Raw genomic sequence first — 14,586 nt, forward strand, 5'->3', positions numbered from 1 at the left:
GTGTTAAAAAAGATAGTATTTATTTTAATTATACCTTGCTCACTTCTTTTTTTATTAGGGTTATGGCAAATATTCAGATTGAACTGGAAGAATAATATTATTAAAAGTATGAGTCTTCCAGTGGTTCATCTATTGCCCAATAACGACCTTGAAAAATTTAACTATAGGCATGTCAAGATTGATGGGATTCTAAGTGACATAGAACTATATGTTTTTGCAGGGCAACACGGCTATCACGTGCTGTCTCCTATGTTGCTCACCACTGGACGTTACATGTTGGTGAATAAAGGAATAGTCAGAGAAAAAAAGGAGAAAAAAGTAAAAATTGAAAAAGTAGTTGCAGATGGAATTTTATATTGCGATAGCAATAAAAGTAAAAATTGGTTTATCAAGAACGATACTGCTTCGAATACATGGTTTACCCTGAGTACAGAAGAAATTTCCAATGAGTTAGGTATTAAGCTAGAGAAGTGTGTATTGTGGCCGAACAATTTTGGCAGCAAAGTAGCTATACAGCCAATGAAGCATTTGGAATATGCAATCACTTGGTTTGCACTTTCCTTAACTTGGTTGATTATGTGCGTAATTTACTATAGGCAAAACCTCAATAAAGCTTGAAGCTTTCTGTACATAAAATTAGAAAAGTAGTTATTCATCTTTATCACTACCAAGGTCTTTTAACATACTGTAATTGCCTTTTCTGAATCTACTTTTTAAAGACGTAACTCCACTTTCGCTAATACCACTAAGGCTCAGTGCAGCTCCACCTAGCTGCAATCCTATCTCAGATGTTTCAGGAATAATTTTACTAGCTCCTAGATCTCTATAAACCTCCACATTACTCAGATCTGGTAAGCGTATTACAATATTTACATGCGGAAAATTTGCTGCAACTAAAGAAACAACTTTTTTTATAGTAACTTCATTCTTTATTGAAATAACGAGAGCTTGAGCTCTTTCTATTCCTACCGATTTTAAAATTTCACATCTTGTAACATCTCCAAGATATATAGGAAAATTATCACTTTTTCCTTCTTTGACTATTTTCGATTGAATATCTACAACAACGTAACTTAAATGCTCTGCCGTAAGCATTTTTGTTACCATATATCCCACTCTACCAAATCCAGCAACTATCACATGGTTATAAAGATCTTGTGTATCTGTTTCAACAGCTTCATCATCTAATATTGTTTTCTCAGTGCTAAATGAGTTTGCTATCCAATCTCCAAGCCCCGATAAAAGAGGAGTGAAAGCCATGGTTACTGTAGTTACCATCATAAGTACTTGAGCGATTTCACTTGGTAGCACATTTAGCTCATCTGCTAAGCGAAACAAAATAAACGCAAATTCACCGCCTTGTGAAAGCAGTAACCCAGCTTGTATAGCAGGTGCACTCTTAAACCCAAAAAATCTACACAATATATATATAATAGATGTTTTTAAAACGATAAGGATAATCGATAATAAAGTAATTAGTGGTAACTTATTGAGTAAAAGTTCGGTATTGATGGACATACCAACAGTCATGAAAAATAAGCCAAGAAACAAATCTTTAAATGGCAATACTGCGTGTTCTACTGAGTGTCTATATTCTGTTTCTGCAACTAACAATCCAGCAACAAATGCACCTAATGCTAACGATAAATGGAATTGCTCAGTAATAAATGCTGCTCCTAATACTATTAAAAGCGTTGTTGATATAAAGATCTCATTACTTTCCATTTTAGCAATAACCGAAAATAAAGGTCTAAGCAATAATCTACCAGTTATAAATATCAGCACTAATGCAATAGCTGCTTGCACCAATGAACCTGCCAATGAGCTTATCAGGCTGTGCTCAGAATTGCCAGTAAGTAAAGGTACCAATACTATTAATGGTACCACTGCAAAATCTTGCATTAATAGCACTGCTATCGACAACCTACCAACCTGACTTGCTTGAGAACCTTTTTCTTGCAGAACCTGCAACACTATTGCTGTTGAGGATAGCGCAAGCCCACCACCAATAACTGTTGCTATATTCGTATTCACTCCGAAAGCAAGAGCGATGCACCATATTGCTACCATGGTAACTATAACTTGAAGAGAACCGAACCCAAATACATGAATACGCATAGCGATCAGGCGTTCAAATGTCAATTCAAGGCCTATAATGAATAATAGAAAAACTACACCAAATTCTGCAAGATTATCCATTGCTTCAGCTGAGTGTATCAGATTAAATCCGTGAGAACCAATAACTGCACCTGCAACGAAGTAACCAAGCACTGGACTAATATTCATTTTCCAAAATGCTATGACTATAAACACAGCAGCAGAAAGCAAAATTATAATATCAAACAAATGCTGAGAGCCACTGTGCATGATATTTAACCTGTAGAATTAGACCATTTAATTGAGCAGCCAATACTTGATTTTTGGTCAATTGGAGAATTACCAGTTTCTGCAATAAATTTCATAGCTTGAAATAAGTCACTACTTCCTACTTCATAGCTTTGAACCTTTTCTTTTTTTGTGTCGTTAAAACGTCCACGATAGCAAAGGTTTAAATTAGAATTAAAGCCAAAAAAGTCAGGAGTGCAAACAGCCCCGTATTCTTTAGCTATTTTCTGTGTACTATCAATTAAATATGGAAATGTAAACTTATTTTCCTTGGCAAAATTAATCATATTTTCAAAGGAATCTTCTGGATATTCATTTACATCATTTGGCATTATTGCAATGGTGTTTACCTGATAATCTTTTTTCAATTGATCAACATCGCTTACCAGATTGCTAATAATTGACTGAACGTAAGGACAGTGATTGCATATAAACATTATAATAAGACCATTTTTTCCACAACAGTCACTTAATGCATAATATTTATTGTCTACTCCCAAAAGATTAAAATCTTTTGCAGTAAAACTAAAATCGACTTTAGGAGTATTCAGAGCAACCATAGACTATTATTATACCATATGTAATTTACGGTCTTATTATTTAAATGTCAAACGGTTTCTATGTATACTGTTTGCATATTCTTTTTTAGTATTATAATTATAAAACTTATGTTCATAACTTTCGAAGGAATAGACGGCTCTGGTAAAACAACACAATCTAAGCTACTTGCAAATCATTTTAAGCAAATTCACGGCGAAAATAATGTGGTATTGACTCGAGAACCAGGTGGCACTGATTTTGCAGAAAAGATAAGAGGAGTGTTGTTAACGAATAACATTGATCCTATTTCTGAACTCTTGCTACTTATCTCGATGAGGCGCGAACATATGAAAAAATTAATATTACCAGCTCTTGCAGAAGGAAAAATAGTGATTTGTGATCGGTTTATTGATTCAACTATTGCATACCAAGGATATGGGTTTGGAGTTGACTTAGGGCTAATAAGGGACTTACATAAGCTAGTGGAAATTAAATGTCCAGATATTACATTTATTCTAGATATTGATGTTAAAGTTGGGTTAAATAGAGCAAAAGACAAGAATAAATATGAAGAAATGGATGTTAATTTTTACAATAAGGTCAGAAAAGGATTTCAGGAAATAGCCATAAAAGAGCCCGTTAGGTGCAGTGTTATCACTGGAATTGAAACAAAAAATGATAATCACGTACACAATGAAATTATTGATAAAATCACCTAGCTTGTGATAGAAAATTATCAATTTCAGGTAACATTATTTCATATGAATAACTTTTTGTTTGAGTAGCTAAAAAATCCTGTATTTTGTCTGGATCTTCTTCACTTATCATCTTATATGCCCTTGCGAGGTTCATTAATTCACTTCTATTTTTTTTATTGCTTACTTCAGTAATAGTAAAAAATTGATCAAAATGGTCTAAGAGGTCTTTATTTTTTATTGAAGACACAATATCGTCAATTTCTTTCACATATAATGCAAGTTTGTGTGCTTTACTACGATCTTCAAAACAAAGATTAACAAGCACGTTACGAAACCTATCTTTCGTAGTACTTCTCACTTCTGCTAATAAGGACTTAATATTTTCTTGGCAATGCACTCTCTTTACCGATTCAGCCGGTTCAACCATACCAAGAACATTCTTTACCAAAGATTTTTCTTCACAACTAAATATGAACATGTAATAACCCATCGATAAAGTGAAGAGCAAGAACATAGCCGGAAGTAAAAACGGAGCTAATACATTTTGTGACGCAGGGAAAATAAACCAGGTAACAGTTGCTATTGACACAGTTACAAATAATCCTGATAAACATAATTGTGCTTTTCTTCTATAATTCTGATCAATAACTGTACTTACACCAATAGAAGCTATATCAATCATTACTCACACCTCATTAAACATTAATACTAACTGAATGATAGCATTATTGTGATGAAAATGCAATATTATGAATATTTTAATACAATTTATATTGACAGTTACAATTCTAAATTGTTTTATTGCAGCGTTAGCTGATTAACATTTTTAAGATGAGGTCAACTCTCATAGAGAGAGGATTTTTTTATTTTCTCATTCTTCTCATTTTCCTCTCTAACAATTTTTTTTCCATTTAATATGTCCTTTATTTCATCTCCTGTTAAAGTTTCAAACTCCAGTAGATTTTCGGCAATGAGATCTAAGCCTTTCTTATGCTTGGTCAAAATCTCTTTTGCTTTTTCATAGCAAGAAGACACAACTTTCTTCACTTCTTCATCTATAAGTTTTAACGTATCTTCAGAAATTATGTCAGAACCATGCATGGTTTGTTCGCGATTGTGATAGATCGGACCTATTTTGTCACTCATTCCCCATTTTGTTACCATAGCGCGTGATAAATCAGATGCTTGTTTTATATCCGAAGATGCACCGCTTGTGACTTTATCGTAGCCAAAAATTAGCTCTTCTGCCACTCTTCCACCCATTGCAACAGTTATATCTGCTAGCATCTTTTCTCTTGTGAGGGACACTCTATCTGTTTCTGGTAGTCTCATAACTAAACCGAGTGCCCTACCGCGTGGAATAATTGTTGCCTTGTGTATAGGATCAGAAGCAGGCATATTAACAGCAATCATCGCATGACCAGCTTCATGGTATGCAGTCAGTCTCTTTTCCTCTTCTGTCATAATGAGAGATCGCCTTTCTACGCCCATCATCACTTTATCACGTGCATATTCGAAATCATCCATGGTAACAATCTTCTTGTTTCTTCTTGCAGCGATAAGTGCAGATTCATTCACCAAATTTGCTAGATCAGCCCCTGAAAAACCTGGTGTTCCTCTTGCAACTGTTTTCACGTTTACATCTGGTGCTATTGATATTTTCTTTATATGAGTATTTAATATCTTTTCACGCCCATTTATATCGGGTAAAGAAATAGTAATCTGTCGGTCAAAACGACCAGGTCTAAGCAGTGCTGGATCTAAGACATCCGGACGGTTAGTCGCAGCAATTATTATTACACCTTCATTAGACTCAAAGCCATCCATCTCAACTAATAACTGATTTAATGTTTGTTCTCTTTCATCATTGCCGCCACCAAGACCAATGCCACGATGTCTACCCACCGCATCTATTTCATCTATAAAAATTATACAAGGAGCATTTTTCTTGCCTTGATCAAACATATCACGAACACGACTTGCACCAACACCCACAAACATTTCAACAAAATCAGATCCAGAAATACTAAAGAATGGCACATTAGCTTCTCCTGCAATTGCACGAGCAAGTAAAGTTTTACCAGTTCCAGGAGAGCCAATCAAAAGGCACCCTTTTGGTATTTTTCCACCTAATATTTGAAATTTTTGCCTTTGTTTAAGAAAATCAACGATCTCTACTAGCTCTTCTTTTGCTTCATCAATTCCGGCAACATCATCAAATGTTACTTTTTTTCCACTAGTCATGAGTCTAGCCCTTGACTTGCCAAAGCTTATAGTTCTGTTGCCCCCCGCTTGTGTTTGTTTAAGAAAGAATAGCAAGAAGCCAATAAAGATAAATGTTGGGACCCATGAGATAAGTAATCCACCAATTACGTTCATGGCAGAATCTCCAGTTGAAAAGGAGAATCTCACTTTTCTATCATGTAAATTTTTTATTAGGTCGCTATATATGACACCGCTTGAATTGAAACTTGAACCGTCCCTGAACTTGCCTTCAATGCTCTGGTTTTTTATGACAATATTTTCTACATCATTGTCTTCTAGTCTAGTTAAAAATTCCGAAAAAGGTATAATTGTTTTACTTTTACCTACATTTCCGCTGAACTGAATATAAGCAACTGAAATAAGAACAATAATTACTAACCAGATCAATAAGCCTTCTAAAAATTTTTTCATTTCTATTTCTAACTAAATACTAATCAAGCTTACCAAATTTTGTTTTATCGTGCTATTAATAATGCATTGAACCTTATCGTCATTGGTATTTTTTCCGTTATAATTTACATCAGGATAAGCAAGCACCTTTCCATCTTTTAGCACTACAGGCAAAGAATAGAAAACTTCAGGGCAGCAGTTGTAATCCTTCAGAAATTCAGGAACTTTTTGTGTTTTTTTTAATGGAGCGATGATAACTGAACACTCTTGATTTCCGAGTATTGTGCAGCTAAATCTGTTATCCCATTGAGTAGGTTCATTTAAAGGTAGGTTTAAGGTAATTTCTTGTATCTTTGACGATTCTCTAATTATCAAGATATTTTCTCCATGTTTTCTTATTTTACACCCAGAAAGTGTACAGTTAACATTACTATCCTTTTGCAATATTTTATTAAATATTACGATAAGGCTGTTGTACCTTGGTTTATAATGTTTACTGGCAATTGCCATTATGGAGTAAAGAAGAAGCCTCAAGGCTATTTCCTCTGGCAATTGATAAAACTCACTTAGTTTAATTTCAATATAACCAAGATCATGCACATTAACGCAGTCATTAAACGCAAGGCGTGTGTAGTGCATCAACGCTTTTGCAGCTCTTTTCATATGAAGGGCTGTGAGGCATATTCGCTCTGTTAAAATCTCTTGATTATCACTTGCTTTAAGTAAGTTACGGTATAAAGTTCGCCTGTATTTTAAGTCATAGTTGCTTCTATCTTCGATCCATTTTAACCGATGAAGCTTAGCGTACTTTTCTATTTCACTACGACTAAAATTTAACAATGGCCTAAATATATAAATACCATTTAGGAAAGACTTGTAGTCCATTGATGATAATCCATCTACGCCACTACCTCGCTCTAATCTTAACAAGAACGTTTCTGCTTGATCATCTTTGTGATGAGCAACAAGTAAATATTTAACATTATTATTTTTACACCACTCTGCTAGTAACTTATACCGTGCTTTTCGTGCCTGTAACTGAATATTGCCTTTAATATTTTGCTTCTCCCAATTTAATATGAACGATTCCTTTGCTCCAAGTTCCTTTACATAACTTACAACAAAATCAGCTTCTTTTTGAGACTCTGGACGTAACCCATGATTTACTGTTAATGCTGTAGGAAGTGAAAGCTTGTTTTTTTTTGCCCAGTTAGTCATTAAGTGCAGTAAGACTATACTATCTACACCACCTGATACTGCAACTGCAACTTGATTGTTATAGAAAGCAAAACTATTAACCACATTTTGAAATAATAACTCTAATTCCATTATGTCTCTTGATGGCCAGACAGGTCAGATCTCTTACGTCATACCGCGACTTATTTGTGGTATATATAGATCCCGCTAACAAACAACGAAATATGACAAGTTTGTCCTTTTTTGTCTACCCCAGTGCCCTTTCTTTATGTCATCCCAGTGTTTGACACTGGGATCCAGGTTTTAATGCAAGAAACTATTTCTTTATTCCAGAAAATGAAAATTCCACTCTACGATTTTTAGCATGCTCTTTTTCATATTTAGAATTTCTAGAATCATCTTTTACATTAACCAAAGGCTCAGTTTCACCTTTAGAAGCAGTTTTTATTCTGTTTTCTATGTAGGGTGTACAACTAACCATAAATTTTTTAGCTGCATCTGCCCTTCTAGCGCCTAGCGCAAGATTATATTCATGAGAACCACGGTTGTCAGTGTGACCAGTTAAAGTAACCTTCGCGTCAGGGTTATCTTGTAACACCTCCATTACGTCAAGTAATGCATCTGCACTTACTTCAGCAATACTAGATTCATCATAACCAAAGAAAACTCTTTTATCACCTATCTGCTTAACAACAGAATTTATTTTATTTGTTGTATTTGCTCCTTTTTTTGGGCAAGAACTTACACCAGTAAGTAATAAACAAAAACAGCACATTATAACCAGTCTACTCCACATTACTAAACCTCCATAAATTTTAAATAGTGCGTAACTTTAATTTCAGTAGCTAATATCTCTCCATATTGTAATATAGTCAAGAGAAATAAAATACTAAATACTTTTTCTACAACCTTACAATTAATTTTCCTATAATATGCTGGACTCTGAGTAGAAAAATCCAATAAAAGAATAAAAAGTACAATTTTTTATTGTACTTTAAGCAAATATACTTTTAACTTTATTATTAATCTATTACGGTATTAAACAGATGTTTTCTAAAATAATGAACAAATATGCAATCTTATAAGTTTTTAGAGGAAGTATTATATAGGGTAAAGAATATCGAAAATACGCTAAAAGTACTAAACCAAAGCCAATTGAATATAGAGGACAAAGTTGAACAAATGAGTCTTCTAGAAGAAATCAGACATGAAATTATCTCTCATGACGCAATAAAGGAATCATTAGCAGATGCTCTTGGTAACAAAAAAAGTGCAAATACTCAGCAGCTAAAGTTAATAGAGAGAATACATAAAAGCAACAGTGCTGTTCCTATTGATTTAGTAAAGTCTTTATCCAAAGCTAAGGTTGAATGCCAAAATTTATGGAAGCTATCTCATTCTGAAACCAGTAACTTAGAAAAACTAAAAGAACGTTTTACTGATTTAATCACACTCATTCGCGAAGTAGCTTCTATAAAATCGCAGCAATTAAAATGCTCAAAATACGACTCACTGCTTGCTGACTATGACTCTGATATCACAGAAAAGAATATAAGGGAAGTATTCCCCAAGGTAGGCAAATTTTTTAGCGAAAATGTAGATAAAATAATTGAAAAGCAGAAAAAGGATAAGGTTACTAATATACAAAAAGTTGCTACTCAGAAACAGATTGAACTTGGCTCATTATGTTTACAGCAAATGGGTATTGCACTAAATGAGATTCGTACTTCTTATTACTACCCTATAGATTATGATGAATCTGATTTTTGTTATGGTTTATTTTCACTTTTACGGCATAGTGGTTATGCAATTTATCAAAAATGTTTAGCGCAAAATTCTATAAGTAGTCCAATTACGAGACATGTTATGTATGAAACTCAAGGGTTATTCATGGAAAGGATGATTGGAACATCCAGAGAATTTATTGAGTTTATTCAACCACACATAAAAGAGAAATTTGCTATAAAAGGCAAAACTAACGAGAAAGTTAGCAGTGTTGAAAATTTGTACTTGATTTTCAATGAAATAAACCTTTCTTCTTTTTTAAAAAATGCAGATGAATTTAGTCTGTTAGCTCATATTATGTTGAGAACTAGGTTAGAACAAGATATAATAAATGGTACATTGGAAGTCAAAGACCTGCATGATGCGTGGCTGGAAGGTATGAAGCACTATAAAATTCCAGTAAAAGCTGAAAATGAGCTAAACACTTATTTTCAAGATGAATATTGGGCAAGCGGTGTTATGGGCTACTTTCCTATAAAAATTATTGCTTTAATTGCTGCTGTGCAGGTTTTCTCTTGCGTTAAAAAGAATCATTACGAATCATTAAGTGCTATAATAAAAGGAGATTTTAGTTTACTTATCAGTTGGTTATCTCAAAATATATACAGTGCAAAGTGTGGCCTGGAACTGCTAAAAAAAGTAACAGGTAAGGGTTTAGACGTTGAGTGCTGCATTAGCTACTTATCTGAAAAGTATAATTTGTCTTAATAAATGATTTTCTTGAGTTGCGTATGAATTTTGTTCGAAAATTAACCGGAAAGTTTTATAGCCTTTTTACTTTCAAAGGTTTGTTTGCTAGCGATATTGCTATAGACCTTGGTACTGCAAACACTTTAGTTTATCAGAAAAATCAGGGAATAGTGCTTGATGAGCCTTCAGTTGTAGCAAGAATAAAAGAAAAAGGAAGTTACGTTCCTTATGCTTTTGGTAAAAAAGCTAAAATGATGCTTGGGAAAACGCCTGGAGAAATAGAGGCGATAAGGCCCTTAAAGGATGGAGTTATTGCTGATTTTAAAAGTGCGGAAGAAATGCTAAAATATTTCATACGCAGTGCAAACACAAAATTCACTGTTAATAAACCTAATATTATCATATGCGTTCCATCTGGATCCACGCCAGTTGAAAGGCGTGCTATACAAGATGCAGCAGAAAGTGCTGGTGCAAATGAAGTATTTTTAATTGAAGAACCAATGGCTGCAGCAATCGGAGCTGGGCTCCCGGTTACTGAACCTGAGGGTTCTATGATTGTTGATATAGGAGGCGGTACAACTGAAGTTGCAATTATTTCTTTAGGTGGAATTGTTTATTCACGTTCTGCCAGAGTAGGTGGCGATATTATGGATGAAGCAATAAAATCATATATTCGTGAAAATCATAAGTTATTAATCGGTGAAACAACCGCTGAGAAAATTAAGAAAAGCATAGGTTCAGCCAGTCTGCCAGGTGAAAATAACAAAGAGGGAATGATAATTAAGGGCAGGGATTTAGTGAGTGGCATGCCAAAAGAAATGCTTTTATCAGAATACCAAGTTGCAGAGAGTTTAATAGAGCCTGTACATCAGATAATTTCTGCTATTAAGACTGCGCTGGAGAGCACTCCACCTGAACTTTCTTCTGATATAGTCGATAGAGGAATAGTTTTATCCGGTGGTGGTGGATTATTACGTAATCTAGGTAAAGTTATCAGTGAAACAACAAAATTACCGGTTCGTGTTGCAGATGACCCACTTTGTTGTGTTGCCTTAGGTAGTGGAAAAGTGCTTGAAAACATGGATTATTTTGGCCATGTTTTATTCAAGCAAGATTAAATTATTTTTGAAGGTAGTTTATCGAATTGTTTTGATGGAATTATGTAATATAAATGAGATCCCAGTGTCATGCACCAAGTAATTTGAAGGCAACTTCTAGCAGAAAAGGGTGTCATCCGAGTAGCTAACACTGGGATCCAGGAAACTTGATTACAAATAAATATGCTGTTTTAATGAATTTGTGTAATAGAAGCTAGATTCCAGTGTCAGCTACTTTCATGACATCATCTACTATGTAAATTGCCCCCAAATCAAAACGTTTGCACAGTTGTATGTTGGAATGACACAAGATTTGCGTTTATAAATTAAGGCGATTATGCTAAAAGAATTTGAAATTGAACCTCTGCTAAAAGATAAAGCTCCGCACCAGACCAAGGCTATTGTTGCAATGTCCGGGGGAGTTGATAGCTCGGTTGCTGCAGCACTGCTACATAACCTTGGGTACCAGGTGATAGGTGTAACTCTTCAGCTATATGGCACTGATGGCAATGCTAACGCAAGAAAGGGTGCATGCTGCGCTGGACAGGATATTTATGACGCTAAGCGTGTAGCTGAAAGTGTTGGCTTTCCTCACTATATTTTAAACTATGAGGAAATATTCAAAAAGGAAGTAATAGAGGATTTTGCGAGTACCTATATGCGTGGGGAAACTCCCATACCATGCGTGAGATGTAACCAAACGGTAAAATTTCGTGATCTATTGCAAGTTACAAAAAATCTTGGTGCGGATGTGCTCGTAACAGGACATTACGTGAGAAGGTTAGAAAAAAATGGTGAGGTAAAGTTGTGCAGAAGCATTGATAAAAGTAAAGATCAAAGTTATTTTTTGTTTGCTACAACTCAAGAGCAATTGAAGCTTTTGCGATTTCCACTAGGTGGGTTCTATAAAAGTGATATAAGAAAATTAGCAAAGTATTTCAGTTTACAAATTTCTGAAAAGCCAGACAGTCAAGATATATGCTTTGTTTCCGAAAGCTATAGTAAAACAATAGCTAAATTAGCTCCACAATCTGTACAGAAAGGTAAAATAGTGGATGTTAATGGAAAAGTGCTAGGCGAGCACAGTGGCATAGTAAATTTTACAGTGGGGCAAAGAAAGGGCTTGGGTATCGCACACAATGAACCTCTTTATGTGATAAAAATTAATACAGAAAATAATGAGGTTATAGTAGGTCCGATCAACGTATTAATGCAAAAAAAAATATTGATCAAGGAGTTAAATTGGTTAGAACAACCAAAGGAAGGTATGGAAGTAACTGTGAAGCTGAGATCATCACATGCGGGAAGTTTAGCAACAATACATTCAACTGACGAAAAAAATAAAGCCTGTGTCATTTTAAACGACGATTACTTTGGCATCAGTCCAGGTCAAGCCTGTGTAGCGTATAAAGATGAGCAAGTTATCGGCGGTGGATGGATATGCTCTTAACTAAAAGCTTTAATGCAGAGTGTAAACATACAATAGACTTCTTGCATAACCATATAACAGAAACGAAAAAACTTCCTTGACAAACCTCGCCAGCCCCCTTATCATGAAACTGAAGCTATTGTATTTGCTTTCGCCAATCTGCAGATTAAAAGGTAAGGATTACTTAATGTATCGGCGTCTTATGTTCAATTTTTTGCAGTATATAGATACTGTATGTCTTTACAAAACTTCATCTACATCTAGATTTTTATCTAAATAAGCTGAACGCGCTTATAAAGCGTTACAAGACATCAAAAAATGCCAATACTCGACAGAGATAGTAAAAGACTAGCTAACTCGGGGATTCTTTGTCTTTTTTTCTGCTTAGTAAATTTCTTAAACATTTGCAGCGTAAGTTAGTTGCAATTAAAAGCAGCTAAATCTTGCTTGTCAAGCGTTTAAAACATAAAAAACGCCAATATTTTAAAGCAGATAATAACCCCAGGGCTTCTTTTGCCTTTTTTTTCGTTTGGTAAATTTCTTAATATTTATACGGAAGGTGTCATTCCAGTGCTTGACACTGGAATCCAGCTTTTGATCGAAAATGTTATATAGTGCACAAGCAAACTTTCCTGGATCCCAGTGTCTGGGCACTGGGATGACAAGAAGAGGGCACTGCCGTCATAAAGGAACCAGTGTCAGCTACTTGGGTGATACCTTTTTCTACTTAGTTTGGGTTATGCAAGAAGTCTAATAAAATTTATTGCTATTTTGCCATGTATCCCTTATACTATAAAGTAGAACATTATAGGTTTCAGCAATGATAAAAGAAATTGAAGAACTAATAAAAGAAAAACTAATAAAAATTGTTGGTAAGGGTAATTTATTAGAGACTTTGTTTATTTTTTTAGGTGGCTTTCAACATGCTGACTTAGATCGTAGTATGGACCGCAGAAATCATTTTGGTTTGTCTGCATTCATTAAAAAAGAGAGGGAGCCATTAGATGAATATTTTAACTTAAAGTTTAGTCTACAAGGGCTGTTTTTAATTTATGCTCAAGCTTATAAGATACTTAGTGAAAACAATAACCTGAATACTAAAGATGTCATAGATAAAATATATGAAGTTATTAAAGGGTCTGAGTTAAATAGAGATATAAATGAAGTAGTAGATGGAAGAAAATTAGATTTACTTAACATCTTAGCAAATCCAAAGAGAGAACCAATATTTAAAACAGAAAAAGATTTTGAAAGTAAAGTACTCATTGGTGTTAGAAAGTTGCTAGATGAAGAAACTACATTAAATAAATACGATAGAGAATTTGCATTAAATAAGTGCGTTATCAGCAGCTATTATTCTATTCATCAAGACATAAAAGTAGACAAGGATGTAGTGTTGTTATTTTCTATACTTGTCGACTATCATAAGCTTTCTGAACATCACAAAGAGTCGATAAAAAAAGAAAATTTACCAATAATAGATAACGTGGTCTTTCTCACATATATAACGAATTTAGCTGGATTACTGCAAAGTATTAATCTGAAAGATCAAAATAGAGCCACTAAATATACGCTGAATCGCGAAAAGATAGGTAGCCTAAACAGAACATTTAATATGTTGGCAGATCAAAATAATCAAAATTTTCCAACCTTTAAAAGCATTGGACCAACCTTGAAGCAATTGCTAAAAAACCAGAATAGTGATGAATTTGAACAATTAGTAACAAACCCTAAAAATATATACTACTCAGTGCCACAAAAAGAGAATAAATGTAGGTCAAATTTCATTGTCAGCAAGAAAAAAGAAAAGAACCATAAAAATACAGCCTGTAAACTTATTTTGGGTATGTTTGTATTATCTGTTGGGTTATATGTTGCTGATTATTTCCTTATGGAGCAAAAATTATTTAATCCAATAAAAGGTGTCCTACCACAGGATAATTTTGCTAATCTAGTAATTGCTGCAGTGCTTACTATCATAATAGTATATGCCTTATTTCAATTATTGAAACCACCGCTTTCAACAGTCGATGATGTGCAGAATAAAAAATTAGAACCGCCCCATGTAAAACAAGCTTAGAACTACATAAATGTGGCAACTTAAAAGCAC

At 34.3% G+C, this 14,586-nt stretch carries 13 protein-coding genes; 7 read left to right on the forward strand and 6 right to left on the reverse strand.

Features of this window, described 5'->3' with window-relative positions; translation table 11 throughout:
- On the forward strand, positions 1-618 hold the full coding sequence (locus tag AAGD72_RS01070; protein ID WP_182321165.1) for an SURF1 family protein: 618 nt from the start codon (positions 1-3) through the stop codon (positions 616-618).
- A 30-nt stretch (positions 619-648) separates the two neighbouring features.
- On the opposite strand, the gene AAGD72_RS01075 is transcribed toward AAGD72_RS01070, so the two are convergent.
- Both AAGD72_RS01075 and AAGD72_RS01080 read right to left on the reverse strand, forming a co-directional pair.
- Positions 649-2,367 carry a monovalent cation:proton antiporter-2 (CPA2) family protein gene (locus tag AAGD72_RS01075; RefSeq protein WP_341814907.1) on the reverse strand — a complete coding sequence of 573 codons (1,719 nt, stop codon included), beginning with the start codon at positions 2,365-2,367 and terminating at the stop codon, positions 649-651.
- A gap of 5 nt (positions 2,368-2,372) precedes the next feature.
- Complete coding sequence (locus AAGD72_RS01080; protein ID WP_006279694.1) at positions 2,373-2,945, reverse strand: thioredoxin family protein; 573 nt, start codon at positions 2,943-2,945, stop codon at positions 2,373-2,375.
- Between the two features lie 108 nt (positions 2,946-3,053).
- Between AAGD72_RS01080 and tmk the strand changes: the two genes are divergently transcribed.
- A complete protein-coding gene (tmk, locus tag AAGD72_RS01085; RefSeq protein WP_341814908.1) occupies positions 3,054-3,644 on the forward strand; it encodes a dTMP kinase in 591 nt (196 codons plus the stop codon).
- Here the strand turns inward: tmk and AAGD72_RS01090 are convergent.
- From AAGD72_RS01090 to AAGD72_RS01105, 4 genes are all read right to left on the reverse strand, one after another.
- The gene (locus tag AAGD72_RS01090; protein WP_010081999.1) at positions 3,637-4,305 is read right to left on the reverse strand and encodes a hypothetical protein; all 669 of its coding nucleotides are present in this window, start codon (positions 4,303-4,305) and stop codon (positions 3,637-3,639) included. The genes tmk and AAGD72_RS01090 overlap by 8 nt on opposite strands.
- Positions 4,306-4,460: 155 nt before the next feature.
- Entirely contained in the window at positions 4,461-6,299 is a 1,839-nt protein-coding gene (gene ftsH, locus AAGD72_RS01095; RefSeq protein ID WP_151807536.1) for an ATP-dependent zinc metalloprotease FtsH, read from the reverse strand.
- Positions 6,300-6,311: 12 nt separating this feature from the next.
- Positions 6,312-7,607: a tRNA lysidine(34) synthetase TilS gene (gene tilS / locus AAGD72_RS01100; protein ID WP_341814909.1), complete on the reverse strand. Its 1,296-nt coding sequence runs from the start codon at positions 7,605-7,607 to the stop codon at positions 6,312-6,314.
- Between the two features lie 184 nt (positions 7,608-7,791).
- Positions 7,792-8,271, reverse strand: coding sequence for an OmpA family protein (locus AAGD72_RS01105; protein WP_010081889.1), 480 nt, complete (start codon positions 8,269-8,271; stop codon positions 7,792-7,794).
- A gap of 275 nt (positions 8,272-8,546) precedes the next feature.
- Between AAGD72_RS01105 and AAGD72_RS01110 the strand changes: the two genes are divergently transcribed.
- From AAGD72_RS01110 to AAGD72_RS01130, 5 genes are all read left to right on the forward strand, one after another.
- On the forward strand, positions 8,547-9,968 hold the full coding sequence (locus tag AAGD72_RS01110) for a carboxypeptidase (protein ID WP_341814910.1): 1,422 nt from the start codon (positions 8,547-8,549) through the stop codon (positions 9,966-9,968).
- A 23-nt stretch (positions 9,969-9,991) separates the two neighbouring features.
- A complete protein-coding gene (locus tag AAGD72_RS01115; protein WP_007548791.1) occupies positions 9,992-11,068 on the forward strand; it encodes a rod shape-determining protein in 1,077 nt (358 codons plus the stop codon).
- A gap of 316 nt (positions 11,069-11,384) precedes the next feature.
- Entirely contained in the window at positions 11,385-12,497 is a 1,113-nt protein-coding gene (gene mnmA / locus AAGD72_RS01120) for a tRNA 2-thiouridine(34) synthase MnmA (RefSeq protein ID WP_264705474.1), read from the forward strand.
- A 583-nt stretch (positions 12,498-13,080) separates the two neighbouring features.
- Complete coding sequence (locus AAGD72_RS01125) at positions 13,081-13,230, forward strand: hypothetical protein (RefSeq protein WP_265029901.1); 150 nt, start codon at positions 13,081-13,083, stop codon at positions 13,228-13,230.
- A gap of 66 nt (positions 13,231-13,296) precedes the next feature.
- Complete coding sequence (locus AAGD72_RS01130) at positions 13,297-14,556, forward strand: hypothetical protein (RefSeq protein WP_341814911.1); 1,260 nt, start codon at positions 13,297-13,299, stop codon at positions 14,554-14,556.
- Positions 14,557-14,586: the final 30 nt, after the last annotated feature.

The organism is Wolbachia endosymbiont (group A) of Chalcis sispes (assembly GCF_964026765.1).
In the GTDB taxonomy this organism is placed as follows: Bacteria; Pseudomonadota; Alphaproteobacteria; order Rickettsiales; family Anaplasmataceae; genus Wolbachia; species Wolbachia pipientis.